Source organism: Pseudomonas sp. 28 E 9, assembly GCF_900004785.1.
GTDB lineage: Bacteria > Pseudomonadota > Gammaproteobacteria > Pseudomonadales > Pseudomonadaceae > Aquipseudomonas > Aquipseudomonas orientalis_A.
This window is the reverse complement of the sequence record NZ_CVTK01000056.1, coordinates 19,397-44,907: the sequence shown is the minus strand read 5'-3', so window position 1 is coordinate 44,907 and position 25,511 is coordinate 19,397. Positions and strand designations below refer to the sequence as shown.

Below are 25,511 nucleotides of genomic sequence, written 5' to 3'. Positions count from 1 at the left end.
ACGCTGCAGGCTTCGGCACGCAGGTTATCCCAGTCATAGACTTCGGTCCGAACGCCCCAGGCGGTGCGGCTGAAGGGTCTGAGGCCGTCGTGGTGGAAGCGGTAGACATAGACTTTGCGTCGCAAGCGGTTGAAGCGGATGGGTTCGTCGCGGGGAGGGGCAACGTCCATTCGCCAAGCGTAAACGCCCAGCCATATGCCTGTGATAAATCCAATAGGCCCAAAAAAAATCAGTACTAAGGGGCGCGCGCTTTGCTCTGTCACAATAAACATAATCAAACTGATCGGAAAAGCCATGGACATCAGGAATATAAAAGGAGCTATCCAAACACCAACCCCACGAGTCCTTACTGTGGTACGTGCCAATTCAAGGTAGACATCGTCAACATGATTGGGCGGATTCGAAAGTACGGGAGGATACGGTTCATTGGAGGGCGACTCGTTTGGTCCCGGCAGATCGTGCTTCCAGCCAGGAGCAGGTTTGTCGAGTAAAGGTGCTTTAAATACCATGATGAGCTGTTCCAAGTTCGGAGTGAGCGCCGCTTGTAATATTCAGCCTGTCGTATTGAGGCTGCTTCGGGTGATGGCTTTTATTCAGGGCGCGCTGCGTGACTCTAGGTCTATTTCGGCTGGCCACCGCACTTTGGGAGCCAAGCGACGCGCGAGGTTGAAGGTCACGTCTTCGTTGTTCCAATCGCGGGGCGGGTGGGGGAAGGTGGGCAGGGCTTGCGGGCCTTGTTGCATGAACAGTTGGGCCATGGCCCAGTACATTTCGCCTTGTTGNATTTCGTGGGCGAAATGAAANCGATCNATTACCTGNTGGGTGCCAGGTTTCACCACGGCGAGGGTGACGGTTTCGATGAGGCCGCCACTGCCCATGGGGCCGTACACGCTGCAGGCTTCGGCACGCAGGTTATCCCAGTCATAGACTTCGGTCCGAACGCCCCAGGCGGAGCGGCTGAAGGGTCTGAGGCCGTCGCGGTAAAAGCGGTATATATAGACTTTGCGTCGGAATCGGTTGAAGCGGATGGGTTCGTCGCGGGGAGGGGCAACGTCCATTCGCCAGATGAACACGCCTCCCCAAAGAGCTGCAATAAAACCCATGAGTAAAGCAATACCGGGTATGGGCGGCGGCATGGTTCCTTCTTTCAATATGTATGCGATCAAAGAAAGTAGGGCGACTATTGCAAGCGAGAACATAAGAAAAGTTAACCAAACACCAACTCCACGAGTCCTTACTGTGGCACGCGCCAGTTCGAGGTACACGTTATCAACATGGTTGGGTGGATTCGATAGTACGGGAGGATACGGTTCAATGGAGGGCGATTCGTTTGGCCCCGGAAGATCGCGCTTCCAGCCTGGAGCAGGTTTGTCGAGTAAAGGTGTTTTGAATAGCATTGGAGTAGTTCCAGTTGGGGTTGAGGACTGCTTTTAACCTTTGGCGTTTCAAGCGGGCAGCAGGCAACCAATAAGCAGGCACACTGTTGGTGATCGCCAGCGATGGTCGCCATGGGAAAAGTAGGCAAATGCCCATGCCAAGTTCACCTAAGGCTGTGGTTTACAAGCTATCCATCAAGATGAGCTCGGCGTAGGCATCGTGAATGTCGCGATCGGGCCAGTAGGTTACCGACAAGGTCGCCGCTTCAATGTTGTGCCGACGGCGGTCGGGCAACAGTACGACCGCGCCTTTGATATCGTTGACCTGCGAGGTACGGGCATCGGCCAACGAGACGGTGCGAACTTCCTGCGTGGGCAGGGTGCTGTCGGCCCGGTAGTCAGGCTTGTTCGGGCGTTTGGGCACAGCCAGCGCCGCTCGGCGTTCGCTGGCGGCAGTTGCCAGGATGGGGGGATTCAACTCGCCTTCGGCCAACACTTCGCCGCCGGTGTACTGGTTGGCCGTGCCGTCGCCGTGACGATGAACCGTCAGTGACCAGCGATAGGCCGACCGGTTGGCGTCGAAGAACGGCAGAACCAGGTGATATTCGAGGTGCTGTTCATGGACCTGCGCGCCCACGCTGCCCATGGGGCCGCGCCAGCCATGCGAGCCGCTATCGACGATTCGCAAGCGGAAGTTGACGCCGGCCTCAACGCCAATGGTCGCGGCATTGAGTTCGGCGATGGCGATGTCGGCGTGTTCAGGTTTATTCCAATGAATGGGCGGGTTTTCGTTGTGTTTTCCGAAATAACAACGGCGTGCCCAATGGTCGAAGCGTGTTGACTCTTCGTCTTCGGCCCATCTGTAAAATGCATAACCTACTAGTCCGAACAGTATGGCTATACCCAACGGCCCCAGCAGAACCATGTTTCCTGATGCTGCGGCTAGAACACCTGCGACAGCTCCGAAACCTGAAGCAGCGGCAGAGAAGACATATCCTGCTGCAGCCGAGGTATCACCCGCTTTGGCGGTTCGATTAGCAGCAAACCCCGCTCGCGTAGCATCGTACAGCCCCGCCACAGCACCAATACTCCCCCCGGCCCGTACGAATACGTTGCCCATCCGTGCAGTCGCTGTTGCGTTAGTCATCGCCCGGGTAGACAAGCTGCTGACCTGTTGCACCCGTTCCACCCCCTTTTCCAGTGCAATACCTATAATTTCCACCCCTCCACCCAACACCCCCAAACTACTGCCATACAACGCCAACCTGGCCTCAACGGCCTTTTCGCCCATGGCTTTCTCCGCTTCCTTGAGACTTTTGTTCAGCGAGTCGCTAAGCAGGTACATCCCGCCCATCGCCATCAAGAACTCGCTACTGCCGACCGCGCCACGCAGCCCGGTAAAGCCAGTGCGAACCCATTCAGCCGCGAGGTGCGAGTACACCTTGATGCCTTGCAACACCTTGCGCGCCTGCGGGTCCAGGGTGCCAACCCCGGCTGCGATTTCGACTAGCGCAGCGTGGGCACCTTTACCTAACTGATCCACGCCGAGGTTGGCCTGGCGCATCAGGCTGCCCTGCAGTTGGGTGACCTGGCCTTCCACCCAGACGCTGAGGGTCACGCTGAGGTTGGCTATTTTGGGGTCCAGCACCGCCAGGCTGAGCAGGCCGCCCTGAATCAATGGGCGCACCTGTTTGCGCACCTTGCGGGCCTCATCGTCGGTTTTGCCCAACTCATCCTTGAGGCCTTCCCAAGTGCGGTCGATGGCATCAGCGGCCTTGCGTTGCAGGTTGCGCAGGTGCTCGCATTGCAGGGCGTAGTATTCACCTAGCTTCATCTTCACCTTGAGTTCGGTCAGATGAATACCGTTGTAGAGCAGCTGGCTGGCACTGTTGAGACGCGAAACCGCCCGCCCCACGCCAGGGCCGAGCGATGGTTGCAAGCGGGCGGCAGCGGCGTTGAGGGCGCCGAGAAGCTGCGCCATGGCGTGCTGTACACGGGGGCGGACATGCTGCCTGAAGTCGTCGTTGGCGATGAGCTTGGTAATGGCGGAGTAGAGCTTTTCGCTGTCGTTCCAGTCGCTGTCGCCTGTCGCCTTGAAACTGGGCAGCAGGTCGGCCAGCAAGCGTTTGTCGCGCAAGAGAAGGGCACGGTAGATGGGGCTCTGTGGGTCGTTCAGCCATTCACTCCACAGGGAGGCGGTATGGCCGTCATCTTGAGTCGCGGGCGCTTCACTGATACCACCTTCCAGGCACAGCGCCATGGCCTGGCTGTAGGCCCGTCCTGATGGGCGATCATCGCCGTCGTAGTCATTTTGCTCGACACAAACAAACCGGCTGGAGCGACACGCTGCCGCGTAGGTGTGCGCGCTTTGGTCGATGTAACGCTGATAGTTCGCCCATTCTTGCTCATAGCGTTGGTGAAACAGGGCACGGCTTTGTTCATCGTAGCGTTCCTCCAGGTTCTGGTTGGCGGCGAGGGTGCGCTTCTGGACGATCCGCTCGCGTTGCGCCTCAGGGCTGGAAAATACCGGTGGGCCATCGCCGGTCATGGGCTCGACGGAGGCCGGTAGGAGCGTCTGGTCTTCTGCCCGCTCACGGTGGACTTCGCGAATGGCCAGCAGTAACTGAGAGGTCTGGTACTGATAAGCCCGGTCCGGGTCGTTCATCCAGGTCTGTCGCTGCTGGATCCAGCGGTTGCGGGTGTCGTTGAGCTCCTGCACCAGGCCGATAATGTCATCCAGTACAAACGCAAGGACGCCTTGTTGGAGCTGATGCTGTGGGATGGCGTTGCGCAGGAAGCCCTTCAGTGCGCTCAGGCGATGGGCCCGGCTATGGAAACCATGCACGCTGTCGAATCCTGGCGTTGATTCTTGCTGCGACAATGGGGGCGCCGGGTGCCGCTGGTATTCGTAGACCTGCTTGTCCACCTGCAGGTTTTCATCCGTCATGGCCAGGCCAACACTGGCGGGGTTGTCGCGTGCACTGGCAAGGTCGAGCTTGTGGAACCGCTCTGAAGCATGACCGGCCTTGTAGGCATCCAGCACGCTGGCAGGCCACGGGTCATTGGCAAAGGCCAGCCACGCTTGGGTGTGTTTGCTGGTGTCGATGTTGAGGAACGATGCGGGGCAGTCGTGATTGGCCGCGACGCAAGCATCGGACAGCGGGGTTTCGTTGGCAGGGGCAGGTGCGTAGGGGTTGAATTGACGCAGGTAACCATCCGGGCTGACCTGATAGGCCTGCCAGATATTGCGATCCAGCAATACATACAGGTAACCGGCGCGCAACGTGCGTAAGCCCAGGCGCGTACCAATGTGCACGGTATCCGGCCGCACCGGCTCATTCGGTGAGCGCGGCACCAGCGCGTGGCGCAATGGCAGGATGGGCAGCCCTTTACGTTGACAGGCCTTGCATTGATCGTTTGAAACGGCGGTTTCGGCTATGGCGATGCTCAGTTGAGTGCCCAAGGTCATTGAAGTGCTCCGGCATGGGTCAGATCCGACACGGCCCGCTGCCAGGCGTTGTCGTTGTAGGGGGCCAGCAATTGGCTAAGCGGCGCTTGCCCTTGGACCGCTTGCTCAATCAAGGCGCGAACGCCGGTGTGCTGGTGCAGGTGCGGATGCAGCATCAGGCGATGCAAGGCTAATGTCAGGATGTCGTCCTGGTGGCTGAGCCCAAGCTGGCGGGCTTGCTGGATCTGAATATAGGCCTGTGCAGCCGCTTGGGGCGGGAGTGCAGTACGGCCGCTCCAGCGGGCCGGGGCATACACCAGCGGCAAGCTCAGGGCGCGTCGCCAACTGCTTAGCAAGGAGGACACCATGAGGGCGTCCAACTGCACGGCCGCCGCGCAGGGACTCATGGCGGTGCGATGTTCGGGTTTGCCCACCAAAACGCTGCCGGTACCGCTGCTGGTGGGCACCAGCCAGTGACGGATCGGCCACCAAGGCCCCTCATTGCTCCGGAAGGTGCCAGCCAGCAACTCCAGGCGAAGGGGCTCATGGACCGGAAAAAACGCTCGGCCCTGCTCCACGGGAAGTTGTCCGAGCGACACGATGTGGGCACTTAGGTCTCGGGATGGAGCGCTGCTACTGAGCCAGCCGCACATGTAACGTTTGTAACGGTCCAGATCCTCATGGGCGCGTAAGGCGGATAGCGCCAATAGTTCTTGCGACGGTGAGGTCCCCGGCGTGGCGAGGGCCACCAGCACTGGGCAGGCCGACGGCGTATGGATTAGATCGGGCCGATGCAGAGGCGTGACGGCGTCATTGCCAAGCGTTTGACGCAATGCCTCTATATGTAACGGATCATCTGCGGCGCAGTCGGCCAAGAGGTCGAGTAACACGTACAGCGTTGCATCGGGTGCATGCTGTTCGGTCACGAACGCTTGGACGCTAGCCGGGGTCATCGGCTTTTCTCCACACAGCTCTGACCTGATTCAGGTTGCAACTGCAGCGCCAAGGCTTGGCCATTGCCTGGGGCCGTAGAGCTCACCGGACCACGTAGGGTTATCGCTACGCCATTGAGGTGGATGCCTTGGGCATCCAGCGTGAGGCTGCCGCCGGGACTTTGAAAGACCACACGCTCGCTGGCTTGCAGTTGATAGACCGTGGTGGTGTGGTGCATGCCCTGGCCGGCAGTTAGACGATGTTGCCCCGAGATCGTTTGCCGGCTGTGACCGCCCACTTCGCTTTGGTGGTTGGCCGTGGTGGTGTCGTAGCGATTATTGCCGACCCGCACACTGCTATCCCGGCCGATAGTTGCCTCATGGTCACGTCCGGTGGAGAGCGTGTGGTCTCGACCGATCTCGTGGGACTGGTCGTTCCCGATTGTGATCTGATCATCATTGCCTACTTCCTCTTTGCGGTTATTACCCACAAAGGTTGTGTTGTCATGTTTGATATGGACGTTCTTGTCCTTTTCAGCGTGGATGTACACCTCTTCCTGCCCCAGCTCATCCTCAAAACGCAGCTCATTGAAGCCTTCGCCCTTATGCGTACGGCTCTTGATGGTCATCCGCGTCTTGTGCTTGGGCAGCTCATATGGCGGCAGGTTGGTCTCGCGGTAGGTGCGGCCCGTGGCGATCGGCTGGTCAGGATCGCCGCTTAGGTAGCTGATCACCAGCTCCTGACCAACGCGAGGAATGGCCATGGCACCCCAGGTCGCCCCGGCCCAGCCCTGAGCCACACGGATCCAGCACGAACTCTGGTCGTTGTTTTTGTCCGAGCGGTCCCACGGGGACTGCACCTTGACCCGGCCCCATTCATCGCAATAGATCTCTTCCCCTGGCGGGCCGACTACGGTGGCGATCTGCGGGCCGTCGATGCAGGGTTTGTCGCACAGCGGCGCTTTCCAGTCGGACATCCAGTGGATCGCGCTGGCCTTCATTTCGTAGGAAGTGCCGCTGTCGCTGCCGAATGCTTCCTCCTCCAGGCTGCTGTGCTGTTTGCCTTCGTGGGTAACAGCAATGGTGCGCCAGCGATCATTGAAATCCTCGCGGGGATGCTCGTTGAGGTCGAACGCCAACCCCGGTTGCAGTCGCGCATCGTCACCGGCCACATGCGCAAGCTTGGCGTCGTTGCGCAGCGCGGTCAGGCGGGTCTTGGTAAAGGGCTTGCCGGCGATGTCGCGTTTGTAGCGGCCGGGGTAGTCGTAGCGTTCGTAGTCCTTGTGCTGGTTGTTCAGGTCCTGGTCGCCGGTGGCGGTGTGCTGCTGGTTGTAGCGCGGGTGGGTGAAGGTGTAGTCGCGCTGTACCTGGCGGGCGGTGCGCACCTGTTCGGTGTAATGGAAGCGGGTCAGTGCCGGTTCCGTGGCGTCGCCGCCCCCCATGGGCTGGTAGATCACCTGACAATCGGTGTGGGTACCGATGGTGCCCAAACCGCCGACGCGGTCGGTGAGGACGAGCGTGTGGCCGTCGGCGCGGTGTTCGAAGGTATAGAGCAGGCCTTCTTCGGCAGCGAGGCGGGCGATGAAATCGAGGTCGGTTTCGCCGGCCTGTACGCAGTATTCGCGGGGTTGGTGCTCGAAGCAGATTTCGCTGCGGATGTCGGTCAGTTTCTGCTCGGCCAGCATGCTGGTGATGATGTCAGGCACGGTCTGGCTCTGGAAAATGCGCCAGTTGGAGCGCAGATCGAAACGCTTTAAGGCCGGTTCGACCACGGCGGTGTAGCGGGTGCGGCGAAAGCCGGTGTCACCTTGTTGGAACAGACTGACCAACCCGTGGACGTAGCGCACCGGGGTGTCGCCACGCCATAGGGTAAAGAGCCCCGCCAGATCGAGCACGCGATTGAAGTCGATGGCAGCGTTGTGGCTGGCCAGTTCCAGTTCCAGTTTGAACGGCCGGGACAGTCCTTCTTCAAGGGTGAACGAGACCACGTCGAAGGCGTCGCCTTTCAAGGGTTCAAAGGTGAAACGCAGGTCGCTTTGGCGGGGCATGGGGCCTCCAGGTCGAGAGTGTGAATGTCAGTCGATCAACCAGCTGATATCACCGTTTTCCAGTTCTCCATCGTGATCGGTGGTATCGCCGACACGGGCTACTGGCTGTCCATTGACGGTCATCGAGGGCGAGCCACTGGTAATCACGGCACCGCAACCCAGGGCGTCGCCGACAAGGGCGACGGCGCGGCCGTTGACGGTGACGTTGCGCGTACCGCTTTTAACCGTGGTGGGGCCACACATCGGGCAATCATGGTCGTGACCGACCAGAACGACGGCAGGCATAGAGCCTCCTTAATATTGGTTGAGTCAGTGAAGGTCCTGCCGCTGCGCGTACCGCAGCGGTCCAATGGGCGCGCTTAACCCGCTGCAGCGGGTTTGCGCCAGTCGTCCGAAGCTTCAGTGCCGGCCACAACATGACTCCAACTGACCTTGCGGTAAGACAGGCTGGTCTTGATCAATTGGGTGTAGTTGGAGTTGTCGCTGTCCTGGGCGTGAGGCAATACGGTGTGGATGTCGACGACGGTGGCCTCTTCCAGTTTGGTGGTGAAAAAGTGTTCCTGTTTGCCATCGGTGGAGGTACGGAACCACTTGACCTCAACGGTCGGCAGCATTTCGCCGGTGGCCAGGGCCTGATAAAGCAGTGGAGAAGCTTTGTTCAGCGCACTGGTGAAGATCAGCGGTTTATGCACGCGCTGTCCGGTGGGTTGGCCGCTTTGCGGGTCGGTTGGGGCACCAATCTGATGGTCGATTTCCTGGGCGAGGATTTCGTCTTCGTGGCCTTCCACATAAACGTTGCCCACCGAGTCGGCGGTGAAGGCACCCTTGGTGATATGGCCCTGGTTTTTGCCGTGGATGCTGATGTACGCGGGTGTTGGCATGACAAGCTCCTTGTCGCGATGATTTAACGACCCTGAGGTCGTGGGGTTTGGCCCAAGAGGCCATGGCTTCGCAGGCGCTCGGGATGAGCACGCTGAAAATCGGTTACAGGTGAAGCACTCGCTCCAGCGACACCAGCACCTGCTGGGTGATGGTGTTCAGGCGGATTGAGTAGATTGTGTAGGCGACCGTCAGCACGACGGCGGCCATGGCCCAGGGCGTCCACAATGGCAAGGCGCGTTTGATCCGGTAGTTGCGCGGCGCGACGTTTTTCAGCGGGTCGGTCAGGCGCTTGGGCGTCTCGCCGCGCAAGGGGCGCAACAGGCCGTGCAGTTGGTCGATGATCTTCTGTATTTCGTCATCGCCCTTGATATGGGCGCCGTATTTGCCCTTGAGGCCGGAGATCAGGTACTGGTACATGAACTCCAGCACATGCTGATACCGGGCCGCTTCGGGGATCATGTTGTTCATGACGGTGAAGAATTTTTCGCCGCCCTGGGTTTCCCCGTGGAACTGGCTGAGCAACGAGCGTGCGCTCCAACTGGAAAGCCGGCCCCAGGTGGTGCGCATGACCACTTCGTCAATCAACAGGCACAGGCTGTAGGAGTAGGCCTTGAGCATGCCGGCGTCATAGTCGAGCTGGCTGACTTCTTCCATGATCGTGGTGATCTGGTTGCTGACGCTTTGGTACAGCACAGGTACGTCATCGTGGTGGTCCAGTCGGCGCAGACGGATGACCAGGCCGATCAGTGGCGTGGCGGCATCGCACAGCGGATTCCAGGCCACACCGCGCAAATCGAATTCAGGGTCGGCGAGCAGCACCGGCGGCTTTGGCTTGGCCTGCTGCTCAACGGGGTCCGGTTCTTCGCTGGCGGTCGCCTGTTGCAAATAACTCAAGAGCTGATTGTTGTCCGCAGGTGGCGGGGTTTCGGGGGGCGTTGCTTTATTCATCTCTTTCACTCCTGATCGCCCAGAACTGCAACTCCAGCTCCGGGAATTCACCGGCAATATGGAAACCGAACCCGCTGCCGCTGCTCAGGCTTTGCCAGGCAGGGTGATGGCGGTCGAGTTCGAAGTAGCTGAAGCCGGCATGGAACGGCAGGTGCCGCGGCGCCACAGGCAGCGGCCGCAGTGGAATGCCCGGCAGTTGCAGGCTGACCAGTTGTTCAAGGCCTTCGGTGGAGGTGATCTTGATCTGCCTGGGCAGTTGCTGACGCAGGGTCTCGGCGGGCAGTTCGGCGCGCACGGCCAGAATGAATTCGGCGTTGTCCAGCAGACGCTTGTCGTTCAATGCGGCGCTGCGCACGCCGTACTGCTGATCGACGATCGGCAGCGACACCGCGCGTGGTTGCAGCACGGTGCCCAGGGCACGGCGCAGTGTGTGTTCCAGCATCTGGAACGATTCACGCAGGTTGTCGTGCTGGTAGGCCGGGTATTCCTGGGGCAGGTGGCCTTCGTCGGTAAAGGTCACCAGTTCACCGCAGGCCTGGGCGAGTGCGATGTACAACCGCTCCGGGTGGACCTGACGTTGCCGGGCCAGGTGCTGGAACAACGGGAACAAGCGGTTGAGGGTTTGCAGCAGGTTGAAGTCGGTGACGTCAGCCACCCCCGACTGCCCCGGTGAGCCAATTCGCTGGGCCAGGTTTTTGGCGCGCTCACGCATCAGCCCGGCGACTTCACCCAGGTAGCGGTGCAAGGCTGGCACCGCTTGCAGGGACAGGCTGGTGGGATAGAAATGCTCGTCCATCACCAGGCTGCCGTCCGGGCGTTTGTCTTTGATCCTGCCCAGGGCAATGCCGGTGAAGGCGCTGCGGTCGCTGCGTTCGAGCATCAGTTGCAGGTTGGGTACGGCCAGGTCCATACCGATCTGATCGCCGTCATCGCTGTGGGTGTCGCGGATTTCCTCGCGGCGGGCGATGTAGCGGCTGTTGCCGTACTGGTCGGGCCAGCGCACCTCGAGGGCACCGTTGGAACGCAATGGCAGGGCCAAATAGACGATCTGGCCGACCGCGCCGCTGTCAGCGATCTCCAGCGGGGAGGGCGGTGGCAGGTCGTGGGGAATGTCGAAGATGCTGCCGTCGGGCATGATCCCGCGTGCCCGGATAATGGCGATTTTGCCGAAGCTCAGGTATTCGTCGTTCAACGCCAGTTCGCTGAAGCCGTAAAGGGCGTCGTTGAGGCTGTGCAGGCGCTGGTGCAAGACGGCTTCGGCGGCGCGGGCCTGTTGCTGGAAATGCTGGGGTTTGACGAACAAACCTTCATGCCAGATGACGGGGTTGCGTGAACTCATCAGGGGTTACTCGAGGCAAAGGCGGCTGAAAAAGGCATCATCGGGTTTCTCCTTTGAGGCTGACCTGGGCGGTATCCAACTGCACCAGCACGGCGTACTGGCGGCCCCTGGGCTCGACGCGCAGGCGTTGTTTCCACTGGCCGACATCAGTGCTGTGGTAGTTGGCGATCACCGCGATAAAACGGGTGTCTTCATCCAGGGCGCGCAGGTCGATGAACTTGAATTGGCCGGGGTTGAGCAGGTAGTCGTCGGCGCGGATGTAGGTGCTGCCCAAGGTCTTTTTCAAGTCGTCGGCCATGGCTTGCGGGCTGGCGTTGACCAGCAGCGAGTCGTCGGTCAGCTGCAAGACTTTAAAGGCGATGGGCGTGGCGACGAGGTCCAGCGCCGGGTTGCCCCAGGGCGTGGTCAGGCTCACGCCCTGAGCGTCGTAGTCGCCCAGCAGCGCGTCTTCGATGGGCGACATCGGCACGACGGGGGCTGGTGCCTCGCTCAATGACGACTGGGCCGGAACGCTTTCGTAAAGGTGACTGAGCAGGGTTTGTACTTTGTCCGTCAGGGCTTGCGGGCTGGTTGCCTGCACGTTGAGGGTGTAGGGCGAGCGGCTCGCGTCTTCATCCAGTGCCGTGCCGGTGCTGATCAGGCGCGGATTGACGTTGTCGCTGGCGTACAGGCTCAGGGAGTAGCGGCTGGGCTGATCGTCGGGGCCGCCGACCGGGATGGAGGGCGTCCAGATCACCTGGCCGATCTTGCCGAGCATTGTGCAGCCGCCGTGGGTCAGGCAGGCCAGCAACAGGGTGCCCAGGCGCAGGTTGCTGAACAGAGTGCTGGGACGTTTTGGAACGATTGAGCGAACTTCAGGCGGCTGCTTTTTTGAAGGTGGTGCTGCTTCCAGTGCTCGCAGCGGATCGCCTTGCTCCGTCAAATCCACGGGCTGGCAAAGACGCTCGAACTCCGGGCAAGTGCCAGGTCGCCTATCCGCCGGTGCCCGACTCGACAGGTCTTCCTGGTGCCACATGTGCATGCCCTGAGGATGGTCGCCGAGAAGCTCATCGAGCGAAGGCTGTCCGGGGGCGTGTTCGCCCAACTGCACCGCGACCTGATAGGCACCAATCTGTAACCGATCACCGTCGTTGAGGCTTATCGCAACATGGCGCTCAAGCGGCAGGTCGTGACCGTTGACGTAGGTTCTACCGCTGCGGTCGATCACGCAGAAGCGCCCTTCGACGACGCGGATGTCGCAGTGGTTGGGGCGTACGCTGTTGTGGCGATCCTCCAGGCGCCAGTCCACTGCGGCACTGCCGATGCTGCCGCCCTGTGGGCCAAACCGGTGAAGAGGCAAATACCCGTGCAACAACTGCGCAGGATTGTTGATAACCAGGGTCAGCTTCATGCACGCCCCCGAATCCGCACCACGGCGGGATGACGTTGTTCCTGATCTTCGATAAAGCTGGTCCAGCCCAGGTGGGTACCGCTGGCGCGTTGCAGGTTGAACGGCGGTACATCTTCTTCGCGCAGCCCCAGTTCCAGGTCGTAGGCGGTGGCATCGCGCAGCAGAAAATCCATCAACTGACGCAGTCGCGCGAACTGATCGCCGCTGGGCAAAAACTGCCGAAAGCGTGCCTGGGTCAAGTTGGGAATCACTAAGGTGAATTTGCTGGCGCGGGTCTTGCTGCGGTCACCCACCACAAAGTTGCTGCCCAGGGTGCCGTTGGCCTTGCCCAACGCCAGGCGCTGGCGCTGCGGTAAGTTCACCGAACGCACCTCGAATTCACGGATGTATACGCCGTACAAATCGAAGCAATGCTCGACAATGCCGGATACCACTGACGGCGAGCGGCTGCGGTTGGCAATCAACCCGGCAAAGCTCAGCAGGCGACCCCACGGCAGCGGTGTCGCACCGCGCAGGTCGTTGTCGTTCAGCCCGACCATGGAGAAGACGTAGCGCGAAAAGCGGTCGCTGGCCTCGGCCTGAAAGCGGATGTAGTAGCGGTACTTGCGCCAGCTGGTGTGCAGCAGGGTCAGCAGGCGATGGTTGAAAAAATCCATGAACGCCGGGCGAATCCCACGTTCCTGGGCTTGCTCGTAGGCCAGGCGATCAAGGTAATAGCCGGGCAGTGGCGAGTCGGTGCCGTGCAGGCCAAGGAAGCGGGTCTGCAAGCGATAGCGCACGTCTTCGCGGTCCTCCTCAATGCGTGCCGCCTCGACCACGTCGGAGGCCGGAAAGCCCAACCCCGCATGGCTTTGCAGGCGTACTCGACAGCGCGCCGCCGCACTCAAGGGCTGCGCCTCAAGGTCATCACCGTGTAAAGCGTGCAGATGCTCCAGCAGACGGTGAAACGAATAGTTCCGTGCGTCGGCCAGCAGCACATTGGCTAGATCACGGGTTGTCTGCCGCTCAACAGTGGCCATTCGTAGCGCTCGTTGTTAGTGGTATTGATCACTTCCAGGCGATGGAAGGAGTTAATGCTCGCGTAGAGGGCGAAGAAGTGCGAAAGCACACTGGCGAACAGGTACAACTCCCCCTCGCAGAGGAAGGCGTTCTGGTCCAGTTGCAAACGCGTCTGCACGCCACGTACCGGCTGGCCCTTCATTAGCCAGTCGATGGGGGTGGTCACGGCGTCGTGGATGCCATTGAGGCGTTTGCGTGTGGCGCGGGCCTGTTGCAGGTCGTGCAGGGCGGCAAAGTCATAGGCGCGGATGACCGCCTTGAGCGGCTCGGCCGACAGCAACGACAGGTAGTTCAGCGACAGGTTGGAAATCAGCGTCCAGTGCAGGCTGGCATCCAGCACCGGCCGGTAGCTTCGAGTCGGCGCGATCAGGTTGGTGTAGGTGGCAAACGACGGGGTGGCCTCGGTGGACAGCGACACATCACCCACGCCCAACAACGGCGGCAGGTCGCGGTTGGTGCAGGTCAGCTCGATGGACGCTGCTTCATGCTCGCCGATGTACAGGCTTTCATCGCCGCGCACGAAAGCGATGCGATGACGCAAGCCCTCGCGCCCGTGGGACTCTTCGATATGCGTGCGGAAATACAGTGCCGTGCGGCCCCGCGCGTGCTCAATCTCATGCTGGAACGACTCGAATGGGGTGAAGCGCCGCAATGGATCACCCTTGCGCTCCTTGTCGGCGGCGTCCCAGCCGGCCACGTGGTCGACACTGAAAATTTCATAAGCATCATGGCGGTTGCCCGTGGGGCTGATACGGCGTTCCTGGCTGCGTCCATCCAGCATGATGGGCTCGGCATCGTGGCGAAACAGATTGACCGCCGGCGCACAGAACAGGTGAAGGTCCGATGTACGCAAATGCGTATTGACCGGCATCGGCCGGGAGAACTGAAACTCGAAGCGAATCTGCCCAGTGCTGACGGCCGGCCAGACCTTGGCAAGTCGGGTCAGGCTGAAAAAGTGGAACCGCTGCGGGAACACAAAGTATTCCTGCAGGATACGGTAGCCATCGAACACGTTGCGCGGGTAGGGCAGCAATGCCTCTTCGGGAGTGAAGCCTGGAAAGCCCAGCTCGTCGGAGTTCAGGCGATAAGGCGTGTTGTTGACGTACAACGTGACGCTTTTGAGGTAATGGGCCAGCCACAGATACAACGTCAGAGCGGTGGCATTGTCGCCGCCCAAGTGAAAGTCCAACTGGTCGCATTCAAGGCTGTCGAGCGGTTGTTGGGTCAACACGTTGAGGTCGATGCGCAGTGTCGAGGCTTCGCGGCTGTGGGCATCGCTGACTTCGTGCAATGCCAACGGGTACAGGTTGACGTCGGTGCAGGTACGAAACTCGCAGGAGACGCCGTCCACGGGGTTGGCAAACAACCGCGTCCCTTTGGGAATCACTTTGCGTTGACTGATCGCATTGGGCAGTGGCGCGAAGCGGATGATGGTTGCGCTGGGCAACGGCCGCAGGTAATTGGGCCAAAGCATCTGCAGTAGCGGGTGGGTCAGCTCCGGCAAATCGTCGTCGATCTTCATGCCCAGCTTGGCGGTGAGGAAGGCAAAGCCTTCCAGCAACCGTTCCACGTCCGGGTCGCCGGCCTGATCGCCGAGAAATTGCGCCAGCTGCGGGTTATCCTCGGCAAACTCGCGACCGAGTTCGCGCAGGTAGCGCAACTCCTCGGCAAAGCGTTGTTTCAAGTCCATTGCATCCTCATCGCACGCGGGTGTAGCCGTCGCGGCCGTGCATGGCCACCTCGATCTGCACCTGTTCTTCCTTGTGGTTGACCCGCACCTGACAATCCAGGCGAAAGTTCAGCTCCAGCGGCAGGTCCGGGTCGGGCTGAAAGCGCACGCCCGTGACCTTGATACGCGGTTCAAAGGCTTCCACCGAACGCCGGATATCGGCGCTGATGGCCACCACCAGATCGCTGCTGGTCTGGGTGACGCCGTTGAAATCGCGCAGGCCCAGTTCAGGGCTGCTTTGCGAGCAGCCCTGGCGTGAGTTGAGCACCTGTTCCAAGTGGCGTTTGATCGCCTCGACCCGCTGGCGCGCCTGTTCATCCGCGCTGCCGGGGCGGTAGCGCGGTGCGTCGGGTTCCAGGCGTTCGAACAGGCTGGCGCCCATTTACTGGGTGTCCAGCCGACCGACCAGTGAGATCTCGAAGTTGGCGCCCATGTACTTGAAGTGCGGGCGCACGGCCAACGACACCTGGTACCAGCCTGGATTGCCTTCCACGTCCTGCACCACGACTTTTGCGGCGCGCAAGGGGCGACGGCTGCGCACGTCGGAAGAAGGGTTTTCCTGGTCGGCGATGTACTGCTTGAGCCAGTCGTTCAGCTCGCGCTCCAGGTCCTGGCGTTCCTTCCAACTGCCGATCTGTTCGCGTTGCAGCACCTTGATGTAGTGGGCCAGGCGATTGACGATAAACAGGTACGGCAACTGGGTGCCGAGCTTGTAGTTGGTCTGGGCTTCCTGGCCTTCGCGGGTCTTGGGGAAGTTCTTCGGTTTTTGTACCGAGTTGGCGGAGAAGAACGCGGCGTTGTCGCTGTCCTTGCGCATGGTCAGCGGGATAAAACCGGCTTCGGCCAGCTCGAATTCCTTGCGGTCGGAGATCAGCACTTCGGTCGGAATCTTGGCCTGCAATTGGCCCAGGGATTCATACAGGTGCACCGGCAGGTCATCCACCGCGCCGCCGGATTGCGGGCCGATGATGTTCGGGCACCAGCGGTAGCGGGCGAAGCTGTCGGTGATACGCGAAGCCATCAGGAATGCAGTATTGCCCCACAGGTAATTGTCGTGGTTGCCGTCGACGGCTTCGTCGTAGCCGAAGCTGCGGGCCGAATTGTCTTCGGTGCTATAGGGCGTGCGCAGCAAAAAGCGCGGCAGGGTCAGTGCAAGGTGGCGGGCGTCTTCGGATTCGCGCAAGCCGCGCCATTTCGTGTGGCGGGGACCGTCGAAGATATCGCTGATTTCCTTGAGGTCGGGCAGACCCTGGAAGCCTTCCAGATTGAACAACTCGGGGCCCGCAGCCGACACAAACGGTGCATGGGACATGGCGCCGATGGAGGCTACATAGCTGAGCAACTTGATGTCCGGCGAGCTGGGACCAAAGGTGTAGTTGCCGACAATGGCGCCCACCGGCTCACCACCGAACTGGCCATAGCCGGCGGTGTAGACGTGCTTGTACAAGCCGCTGCGGGTGATGTCGCCGGCATTGTCGAAGTCGTCCAGCAGCTCCTCTTTGGTGACGTGCAGCATTTCCAGCTTGATGTTCTCGCGAAAGTCAGTGCGATCCACCAGCAGCTTCAGCCCGCGCCAGGCCGATTCCAGTTGCTGGAACTGCGGCTGATGCAGGATCACGTCCATCTGCTTACCCAAAGCGCGGTCGATTTCGGCAATCATCTGGTCGACGCGGTGCTTGTTGACCGGCTGCTGGTGATCGCCGCTTTGCAGGATTTCGCTGATGAACGCAGCCACACCTTGGCGGGCGACGGCGTAGCCTTCCTGAGACGGGCGAATGGTGGTGTTGGCCAACAGTTGATCGAGCAAGGACGGCTGTTCATCAATGACCAGCACTTGGGCGGCGGCACTTTCCCTGGGCATGAGGGCGACTCCATATGGATATAAAAGAGATCAGTTGTTCGGCGCGTCAAGCACCAGGTTCAGTTCACTGGCCAAGCGCTGGCGAGCGGTCTCATCGGTCAGCAGGTTTTGCAGGTGTTTGCGAAAGGCCGGGACATTGCCCATCGGGCCTTTGAGCGCGACCAGGGCTTCGCGTAACTCCAGCAACTTGTTCAGTTCGGGTACTTGTCGAGCGATGGCGTCAGGGCCGAAGTCATTAATGTTTTTGAATTGGAGCTGCACATTCAAGTCGGAGTCCTGATCGTTGTTCAATACCGACGGAACCGCCATGCCCAAGGCAACTTCGGCTTTGGTCAGGACTTCATTGAAGGTGTCTTTGTCTATTCGAATGGAAGGTCTGTCTTCAATGGCGCTTAGTTCACCGTGGCCTTTGAAGTCGCCCGTGATCAATAACTTCAGCGGTAACTCGACTTCAGCTTGTTGGTCGCCTGTGGCGGGTACGTATTTGATGTTGATGCGTTCTTTGGGTGCGACAGAACTTTGGTTGTTTGCCATGGGAAAAGTCCTTTTTTTAAGGTGGTGCTATTAAAATCCGATGTCTCATAAAAAGTCATGTCAGACAAAGTCGATTCGTTTCGTGGTCCTTGGATGTAAGAAAATTCCATGTTTAAAGTGTTTGTTGCTATGAGGAAAATTCATACGCTGATTGGTTTTGTTATCTGAGGGGTGCGTCTGATATTTGAGGGTTTTGCAGAAAAATGAGGCCTCTGGCTTGCCTGATGGTTATTTATAAGTTCACGCTAAGTTGCTGTTTTCGATGATTGGTTTTCATTGCAATAGTAAAGGTTGAATTTAAATAAAAGCCGGGAGGCGTTGATGCGCGAAGGAAGGCAACGTTGGCGTTGGATCGGGGGCATATGTACGGCACTGGTTGCCCTGCAAGTGCAGGCAATGCCCATGGGGCAAGACTGCCCGGCGATTGTGTCGCCTCTCAAGCGCCTGGAGTGCTTCGACCTGGCCGCCGGCACGCCCATTCATCATCCGCCCGCGTCGCCACGGGCGCAGGGCCGGGTGCTGCCAATCGTTGATTTGGTGCAGCGCAATGAGGCCAAGCGTGCGCCCGAGGACCAGCGCTTCCTGTTGTCATCGTTTCCGGCGCCGGAGAACGATCAGTCACCACGACTGGTAATCTCGGCCCCGGCCTTGGGCGCACTGCCGCCCCGTCCTTATTTGGCCATCAGCTGCGAGTCGAAAATCTCGCGGCTGCAGCTGGTATTGGATGAGCCGGCCAAGCCCAACAAAATTCGCATTCAGCTGTTCAACGACGAACGTCCTGTGTCGGCAGCCTATCAGTGGCAGGTGCTGGACGATGCCGGCCTGGTAGTCGATGCCGGGCGCGGGCTGCAGGCTATTTCCCTGTTGCGCAACATGGGCGGTGGCCAGCGTTTGAGATTGGAGAGCGACTATTCGCGGCTGCACGGCCTGGTATTCGATGCCGAAGGGCTGGGCGAACTGATCGAGCAGGAGCGTCAGGCATGTCGTTGGTAATCGACGTTCCGGTCGATATCGTCGAGCGGCTGCTGATTCCAATCGGCGCCGATCAGCCTGCCGGGCATTTCGATGTTGAGGACGAGACCTACCAGTCCATTGACCAGGAGATGGTCAAGCTGGGCGGCTTGCGCGAGGGCGATATCGACTGGCCCTACATCGATGAAGCCTCCCGCGACTACCTGACGACCCAGTGCAAGCACTGGCGCATCGTGGGCCACTTGCAAGTAGCCTGGCTGCGTACCCGCCAGTGGGTGCGCTGGTCCGATGCCCTGGGGCTGGTCGCCGGCATGGTTGATCACTATTGGGACAATGCCTACCCCAAGCCCGGACCGACCGGCTACCTGAACAAGCGCAAGCAGGTGCAGCGGCTGCTCGAGGACCTGGGGCAGGCACTGCCGACCCTGGCGCGCAGCAGTTTTGAACCGGCCTATCAAGCTGCGGCGCAAAGGGCGCTGGCTCACCTGAAACAGTGCGTCGACAGCGCCAAGCTCGACGCCGCAGCGCTGGACACGTTGCAACGGCAGTTGGACCAATACAGCGAGCCGGTGGTGACGAGCGCGCCGGTCCGTGCGCCCACCGTCAGCGGTGCTCTAGACGCGGCGTTTTTCAACAGCCCCAAATCACAAGCCCCGGGCAACGCGCGCGAACAACGTCGCGCCGTGTTGAACATGGCCGAGCAGATCAATCAGCAAGACCCCTATGACCCCACCGGCTACCAATTGCGACGCTTCGGCCTGTGGTCACATCTGCGCACCGCGCCTTCCATCACCCGCGACCGTCGCACCGAATTGACCGCTGTGCCCAGGGATATCGTCGACGGCTACCAGGACGCGCTGAACCACAACGCCATCGAGCCGAACCTGCTGCTGCGTATTGAAAAAAGCGTCTGCGCCTCGCCGTATTGGCTACGCGGCAGCTACCTGGCCGCTCAGGTCGCCTCGCGTCTGGCGATGGAGGAGGCAGCCGGCGCCATCCGCCAGACCTGCGAGCGGTTTGTCTGCCGTTTGCCGGCCTTGCTGGAGTTGTGCTTCAGCGACGGCACGCCGTTCGTGGACGCGCAAACTCAGGCCTGGATCACCGGCGCCGATCAGGCGCAAACCAACGGCAGCCCGGTTCAGGAGTACGCCGGCCTGCGCGACGAACTGGCCAGCCGACTCGCCACCGAAGGCGTGGAAGTGGTGCTGCTGCGCCTGCAGGAACTGCACGCCAGCCAAGACGCCCCGCGCCAGCGCAGCTACGCCACGGTGATTGCCGCCGACTTGCTGGCTTCGCGCGGCCTGTCGTGGCTGGCGGATGACCTGTACGCCAACGTTGCGCGGCTGATGCGCGACACCACGGCGCGGGGCTGGGAGCCGGAGCTGTATCAGAAAGTGGCAGCTGTTATCAGTGAAGGTAAGGATTAGTCACATGCCCCGCCAAAGCGACCTGCGTTACACCTTTGTCCCCTTGAAAAACGACGCTTTCGAGGTGGTTTCATTCACGCTCGAAGAGGGGTTGTCCGAGCCTTTCAAGCTCACCCTGGAGCTGGCCAGTTTCGATGCCGCCATCGACTTCAATCGGGTGCTCGATCTGGCCGCGCTGTTTACCATTTGGCGCAACAACACCCCGGTGCGCTACGTCCACGGCTTGGTCAGCCTGTTCCAGCAGGGCGACACCGGCTTTCGCCGCACCCGCTACACCGCCGTGGTCGAACCGACCTTGAAGCGTTTCGATCTGCGTTCCAACTGGCGAATTTTTCAAAGCCAGACGGTTCCCGACATCATCACCAGCGTGCTCACCGAACAAAAGCTCACCGACATCCGCAGCGAAATCTGCTTCGAGCACCATCCCCGCGAATACTGCGTACAGGCCGGTGAAACCGACCTCGACTTCATCGCTCGCCTCGCCGCCGAAGAAGGCCTGCTCTACGCCTTCGAACACCGCGCCGACGGCCACACGCTCGTCCTCACCGACCGCGTTGGCGGGCTGGGCACCATCGGCACCCATACCGACTGTCCGGTGATCTACCAGCCCGTGGGTGGCGGCGACTCCATGGAACCGGCACTGAACAGCTTCCACTACACCGAACAGGTGCGCACCGCCCGCCAGGTACAGCGCGACTACACCTTCACCCATCCGCGCTACAACCAGCAGCACACCGCCACCGGCGACCAGGACCTGAACAACCAGCACAAGGATTACGAACGCTACGACTACCCCGGCCGCTACAAGCGCGATATCGCCGGCAAGCCCTTTACCAAGACGCGTCTGGCGGCCTTGCGCAACGACGCCAAACTGGCCCATCTGGAAGGCGACGATGAACGCCTGCAACCGGGATTGGCCTTCGATCTCAACGATCATCCCCGCGAGGACTTCAATGACCGCTGGCGCACCATCGCCATCACCCACGAAGGCAAACAGCACGTCAGTTTGCAGGAAGAAGCCGTCGGCAGTGACCACGGCACATCTTATGAAATGACCGCCAGCGCTATTCGTTGGACGTCCGACTGGAAGGCGCCGCTGCGTGACAAACCCTGCATCGACGGCCCGCAGATCGCCACGGTGGTCGGCCCGCCAGGGGAAGAGATTTATTGCGATGAATGGGGCCGCGTCAAGGTGCAGTTCCCATGGGATCGTTCGGACAAAAACAACGACCAGAGTTCGTGTTGGATCCGTGTGGCTCAAGGCTGGGCCGGTGCGACCTGGGGTGCCATGGCCGTGCCACGGATGAATCAGGAGCTGATTATCAGCTTCCTGGATGGTGATCCTGACCAGCCGATCGCTACGGGCCGGACCTATCGCGAGACCAATCTGCCGCCCTACGAGCTGCCTGAGCTCAGTGCTGTAGCCACGACCAAAAGTCGTGAATTCAAGGGGGCGCGAGCCAACGAGTTACGCATTGATGACACCCCTGCGCAAATCAGCGCGGCATTGATGAGTGATCACGAACACAGCGCCCTGCACCTGGGGTATCTCACTCATCCGCGGCACTACGGCGGAGGTCAGCCGAGGGGCGAAGGTTTTGAATTGCGTACGGATGGTCACGGTGCGCTACGCGCAGCCAAAGGTTTGTTGCTGAGCGCCGAAGCGCAACTGAAGGCCGGTGCAGGTCAGCTGGAACGCCAGCAGATGATCGATGTGTTGCAAGCTGCCCTGACGTTGGTGAAACAGCTGGGATCATCTGCCGAGCATGCCAAAGCAATTACCCAGGATTTGCAGCCGCAAGAGTCCCTGACCGATGCAGTGAATATGTTGGGCCATGGTGCCAATGATCAGGCCAATGGTACCGGCAATGGCGTGCAACCCATCATCGCGTTGAGTGGGCCTGCCGGTATCGCTGCGGCGACGTCCCGCAGCATCGTCATGGGCGCAGGCGAGCATATCGACAGCGTTGCCCAGCAGAACCAGCAGCTTACTGCGGGTAAAAAAGTAGTAGTCACTGCGGGCGACGAAATCGGCCTGTTCGCCCTGGGTGGCGACATGCGCCATATCGCCCATAACGGCCAGTTGCTGTTACAGGCCCAGCACAACAGCATCCAGGTGCAAGCGGATCAAAGCGTCGAAATCAGCGCCAGCCAGCAACACGTACTGGTGGCGGCAGACAAGCACATCACCCTGCTGTGCGGCGGGGCCTACATCAAGATGCAGGGCGGCCATATCGAGATGGGGATGCCCGGCAATTTCACGGTGAAGGCTGCGAACAAGTACTTCATCGACCCAAGCAATGCTGCAACGCAACTCAATAGCTGGCCCAGCACCTCGTTTAACGAACGCTTTCAACCCTTTTTTAACGGTCGACCCATGCGCAACCGTGCCTACGCCTTGATCCGCAAAGACGGCGCACGCCTCGAAGGCCGCACTGATGGCGAAGGCTACGTCACCCTGCAACAGGGCATGACACTGGAAGGGTTGACATTGGAATGGCTTGAAAACGGAGACCCCACATGACCGATAGCCCGACGACGCCCCGTGTCGCCCCCATGCACTACAACGCGCGGGGCAATCCCGTGCATACCTGGACCCTCACGCCCAGCCATATCACCGACCCGGTGCACTGCATATTGCCGCCGGACGGGATATTGCCGGTGATTTTTGTGCCGGGGATTATGGGGTCGAATTTGAAGAGCAAGCCTGCCGAAGAGGAAGGCGGGCAGCAAGAGGAGGCTGGCGTACCCGTCTGGCGGCTTGATGCGGGATTCATGGGCAAGAATATGTGGTTGGCCATGAACTGGATCAACAAAAAGGCCGGTATACGACAAAAATTGCTGCACCCGGACAGGGTGGAGGTTGATAACGAAGGCGCAGTGCCTAAACGTCCTGCTGGCACGGTCATAGCGCAGTCGGGGCTGGACAGTAAAAACACAACCGAGGCTCTGACCAAACGCTACAGGGAACGCGGCTGGGGCGAGGTCAGTGAGACCAGCTACCACGCTTTTCTTCTGTGGCTGGAAGACACCCTGAACAGTGAATTTTTGCCACACAAATGGCCGCAATTCGACATTCGGCCTGAGCACCTGCATAGCGTCGCTGTTGAGCCTGGGCCGACTCATATCACCCTGTTAAAACCCGAAATCCCCATTGCCATGCCGGGATTGGGGCCCAACCTGGCCAGTCAGTTACCGCCGGTTATCTCGGATGAGTTGTTGGCGCGCGGTGACTATCGGATGCCGGTGCATGCGTGTGGGTATAACTGGTTGGATTCCAACGAGCAGGCGGCGCTCAGGCTGGCCGAGCGCATTGAAGAGCTGATGCACCAATACGGTCGTAACTGTCAGCAGGTGATTCTGGTCACGCACTCCATGGGTGGGCTGGTAGCAAGGCGCTGTGCGCAACTGCCCGGCATGAGCGCCAAGATCGCCGGAGTGGTGCACGGCGTAATGCCCGCCACAGGGGCGCCAGTGGCGTATCGCCGGTGCAAGGTTGGCATGAGCGACGAAGACCCCATTGCCGGTGCGGTAATTGGCCCAAGCGGGCAGGAAGTCACTGCGGTGTTTGCGCAGGCACCCGGTGCCTTGCAATTGCTGCCGACCCAGGACTACACGCCCGGCTGGCTTAGGCTGGTCGACGACCGGGGCCTTTCGGCGATGCCGCGCCAGCCCGTAAAAGATCCTTACGAAGAGATCTATTTACGTCGTGACCGCTGGTGGGGGTTGTTGCGTGAGGAGTGGTTGGCGCCGAAGGATGGAGCTTCGATCACGTGGGAAGTATTCGCAAAGAACATCGGAAGTGCAAAGGAGTTTCACCAGGATATTGCTGGCTTCTACCACCCTCAAACCTATGTCTATTACGGCAGTGAAGACAAGCACCCCAGCTTCGAGTCCATCACCTGGAAAATGCAGCGCGGGTCTCGCCTCAATGGTTCTTACGGCTCACGCCCTGACAGCTTCACGGTTTCCAATCTCGAGATGCATCAGGTCAGGGATGATGGCCGCAGCCCAGTGTATGTCGGCGGCCACGAGCAATCCATCCCGCCCATGCGTGGCGATCCCGATGCGCCCGTCAAGACCGTGCAGACCAGCTATTGGGAGCTGTATTGCAAGATGCAGGACGGCTCCGGCGACGGCACCGTACCGGTCAGTTCGGGCAGCGCACCGATAAAACAGTCGCGCACCGGTGGCGTCCGCCAGCAAATCAAGGCGCCTGGGTTCGATCATGAGGCGTCCTACGCCAACCCGCTAACACAGCACTTCACCCTCTATTCAATCATCAAGATTGCGGCGAAAGCCAAGAGGCCATTATGCGTCGGCTGATCATTCTTTTTGTCTGCCTGGTGCTGGGCTCTCTCACCGGCTGTGCGGCCTTCAAACAACCCAGCGAACAGGAGAAACGTAACGTGAGCGAAATGACAAGCAACATGCGCACCTGGGCATTGGGACGCGGCTTGATTGATTTGCCGGCCCACTGGAGTGGCGGCGGCGACGTGAAGCTCTACTACGGGCTGGGCGCCGATCATTCGTCCGTTGAAGTACGTGTGCTGGGAGAGGGAGTGACACAGGAGCGATTTGATGCCGCATTGAATGAGCGTGCGCACCGAATCGCGGCGATCAAAAACTATAAGCAATCTGATGTGCCCATGTTGGTTTCGGCAGTACGCATCTCACCGCAAAGTGTAACGCTGCAGTATTTCGAGAGCACCGAAGTCCCGGATACCTTCGTGCACGAGTTTCATCTGCTGGTTGGCGACGCCTACGTCCTGCTCCGTGCGTCATCCTATGACGGTGATACAGCTCCGGTTGAGGCGCGCCTGTTAAAACTGTCCAGGGAAATATTCAAAGTTGCACCCGAGAGCGCCGGTGCAGGCTTTGCACTGGGGCCGATTGTGATCCGAAGTCATCACGATCAGGAGATTGCCAGCTTCGATTTCAGCCCTCCTGCTTCTGACGTATTGCTGAGCGTCTACATCAATGCACTCTCACCTGATGACGAAGAACGCTTGCACGTGCGCACCCAAAAAGACACGAAGATTTTTCTCGCCGGTGATTACGAAAATCTGCGCGCTGGAAAAATCACACTGGCCGACATGCAAGCAGAAGAGTCCCTGATCGGTTTCAGTGACGATACTCACCGTCAAATACTCTTTGTCAGCGAGAACTATCGAGACAACCCCTCCCTGAGCCGCCCTGGCGTGAGCATCCGGTTATCGGCGGGTGGGAAAAAACGCTCCGCCATTGATCCTGATAAACCAAGAGACCTCGTTCGCTGGACTCTCCCCGAATTCGCCAACAAAGGCTACAAACTGCCGCTTTGGCAGCTCCCAGCACCTGCAGAACCCGTCAACCCGTCCATAACCGACTACGAAGCCATGGCCCTGTGGGATGCAATCCTCAAGTCCGTGCGCATCCGCTATGGCGCGGTCGTGCCCAAGCCGGATCCGTGGTTCAACCCCCGCGGGCCCACTGCCGAGGACGCTGCCGAAAGCAAGCGCATCCTCGATGAGTTCATTGCCAGCTTTGCGGAGCGAAAGCCATGACCATGGGAGGGATGCTGACG

Annotated in this window: 20 protein-coding genes; 5 read left to right on the top strand and 15 right to left on the bottom strand. The window is 60.0% G+C overall.

Annotated features, from left to right (window positions below):
• From BFQ00_RS29720 to tssB, 15 genes are all read right to left on the bottom strand, one after another.
• The coding region (locus BFQ00_RS29720; protein WP_371914210.1) for a DUF6708 domain-containing protein at nt 1-509 on the bottom strand (509 nt) is incomplete at its 3' end.
• An 84-nt stretch (nt 510-593) separates the two neighbouring features.
• The gene (locus BFQ00_RS30555; protein WP_371914209.1) at nt 594-1,397 is read right to left on the bottom strand and encodes a DUF6708 domain-containing protein; all 804 of its coding nucleotides are present in this window, start codon (nt 1,395-1,397) and stop codon (nt 594-596) included.
• A 160-nt stretch (nt 1,398-1,557) separates the two neighbouring features.
• Nucleotides 1,558-4,845: a T6SS effector BTH_I2691 family protein gene (locus BFQ00_RS24765; protein ID WP_065935019.1), complete on the bottom strand. Its 3,288-nt coding sequence runs from the start codon at nt 4,843-4,845 to the stop codon at nt 1,558-1,560.
• Nucleotides 4,842-5,777, bottom strand: coding sequence for a hypothetical protein (locus BFQ00_RS29455; protein ID WP_065935018.1), 936 nt, complete (start codon nt 5,775-5,777; stop codon nt 4,842-4,844). Before BFQ00_RS29455 ends, BFQ00_RS24765 begins: the two co-directional genes overlap by 4 nt.
• Nucleotides 5,774-7,804 carry a type VI secretion system Vgr family protein gene (locus tag BFQ00_RS24755; protein ID WP_065935017.1) on the bottom strand — a complete coding sequence of 677 codons (2,031 nt, stop codon included), beginning with the start codon at nt 7,802-7,804 and terminating at the stop codon, nt 5,774-5,776. The genes BFQ00_RS29455 and BFQ00_RS24755 overlap by 4 nt, the downstream gene beginning before the upstream one ends.
• A gap of 27 nt (nt 7,805-7,831) precedes the next feature.
• Complete coding sequence (locus BFQ00_RS24750; RefSeq protein ID WP_065888267.1) at nt 7,832-8,089, bottom strand: PAAR domain-containing protein; 258 nt, start codon at nt 8,087-8,089, stop codon at nt 7,832-7,834.
• 74 nt (nt 8,090-8,163) lie between these two features.
• On the bottom strand, nt 8,164-8,685 hold the full coding sequence (locus tag BFQ00_RS24745; protein ID WP_065888268.1) for an Hcp family type VI secretion system effector: 522 nt from the start codon (nt 8,683-8,685) through the stop codon (nt 8,164-8,166).
• A gap of 103 nt (nt 8,686-8,788) precedes the next feature.
• The gene (gene icmH / locus BFQ00_RS24740; protein WP_065935016.1) at nt 8,789-9,634 is read right to left on the bottom strand and encodes a type IVB secretion system protein IcmH/DotU; all 846 of its coding nucleotides are present in this window, start codon (nt 9,632-9,634) and stop codon (nt 8,789-8,791) included.
• On the bottom strand, nt 9,627-10,973 hold the full coding sequence (gene tssK, locus BFQ00_RS24735) for a type VI secretion system baseplate subunit TssK (RefSeq protein ID WP_065888270.1): 1,347 nt from the start codon (nt 10,971-10,973) through the stop codon (nt 9,627-9,629). Before tssK ends, icmH begins: the two co-directional genes overlap by 8 nt.
• Before the next feature lie 37 nt (nt 10,974-11,010).
• Nucleotides 11,011-12,363, bottom strand: a complete 1,353-nt coding sequence (tssJ, locus tag BFQ00_RS28680) for a type VI secretion system lipoprotein TssJ (protein WP_083227426.1) — start codon at nt 12,361-12,363, stop codon at nt 11,011-11,013.
• On the bottom strand, nt 12,360-13,382 hold the full coding sequence (tssG, locus tag BFQ00_RS24725; RefSeq protein WP_065935015.1) for a type VI secretion system baseplate subunit TssG: 1,023 nt from the start codon (nt 13,380-13,382) through the stop codon (nt 12,360-12,362). Before tssG ends, tssJ begins: the two co-directional genes overlap by 4 nt.
• Entirely contained in the window at nt 13,346-15,112 is a 1,767-nt protein-coding gene (gene tssF, locus BFQ00_RS24720; RefSeq protein WP_065888272.1) for a type VI secretion system baseplate subunit TssF, read from the bottom strand. The genes tssG and tssF overlap by 37 nt, the downstream gene beginning before the upstream one ends.
• 7 nt (nt 15,113-15,119) lie before the next feature.
• Nucleotides 15,120-15,533, bottom strand: a complete 414-nt coding sequence (gene tssE / locus BFQ00_RS24715) for a type VI secretion system baseplate subunit TssE (RefSeq protein ID WP_065888273.1) — start codon at nt 15,531-15,533, stop codon at nt 15,120-15,122.
• Nucleotides 15,534-17,012: a type VI secretion system contractile sheath large subunit gene (gene tssC / locus BFQ00_RS24710; RefSeq protein WP_065888274.1), complete on the bottom strand. Its 1,479-nt coding sequence runs from the start codon at nt 17,010-17,012 to the stop codon at nt 15,534-15,536. It abuts the gene before it with no gap.
• 30 nt (nt 17,013-17,042) lie between these two features.
• The gene (tssB, locus tag BFQ00_RS24705) at nt 17,043-17,546 is read right to left on the bottom strand and encodes a type VI secretion system contractile sheath small subunit (protein WP_065935014.1); all 504 of its coding nucleotides are present in this window, start codon (nt 17,544-17,546) and stop codon (nt 17,043-17,045) included.
• A gap of 402 nt (nt 17,547-17,948) precedes the next feature.
• Between tssB and vasI the strand changes: the two genes are divergently transcribed.
• The 5 genes from vasI to BFQ00_RS24680 are packed head-to-tail and all read left to right on the top strand — an operon-like array spanning nt 17,949 to nt 25,491.
• A complete protein-coding gene (gene vasI, locus BFQ00_RS24700; RefSeq protein ID WP_083227425.1) occupies nt 17,949-18,539 on the top strand; it encodes a type VI secretion system-associated protein VasI in 591 nt (196 codons plus the stop codon).
• Nucleotides 18,527-19,945, top strand: a complete 1,419-nt coding sequence (tssA, locus tag BFQ00_RS24695) for a type VI secretion system protein TssA (RefSeq protein WP_065935013.1) — start codon at nt 18,527-18,529, stop codon at nt 19,943-19,945. The genes vasI and tssA overlap by 13 nt, the downstream gene beginning before the upstream one ends.
• Before the next feature lie 4 nt (nt 19,946-19,949).
• Nucleotides 19,950-22,469 carry a type VI secretion system Vgr family protein gene (locus BFQ00_RS24690; RefSeq protein ID WP_065935012.1) on the top strand — a complete coding sequence of 840 codons (2,520 nt, stop codon included), beginning with the start codon at nt 19,950-19,952 and terminating at the stop codon, nt 22,467-22,469.
• Nucleotides 22,466-24,271 carry an alpha/beta hydrolase gene (locus tag BFQ00_RS24685; RefSeq protein WP_065935011.1) on the top strand — a complete coding sequence of 602 codons (1,806 nt, stop codon included), beginning with the start codon at nt 22,466-22,468 and terminating at the stop codon, nt 24,269-24,271. The genes BFQ00_RS24690 and BFQ00_RS24685 overlap by 4 nt, the downstream gene beginning before the upstream one ends.
• Nucleotides 24,259-25,491, top strand: coding sequence for a T6SS immunity protein Tli4 family protein (locus tag BFQ00_RS24680; RefSeq protein WP_065935010.1), 1,233 nt, complete (start codon nt 24,259-24,261; stop codon nt 25,489-25,491). Before BFQ00_RS24685 ends, BFQ00_RS24680 begins: the two co-directional genes overlap by 13 nt.
• Nucleotides 25,492-25,511: the final 20 nt, after the last annotated feature.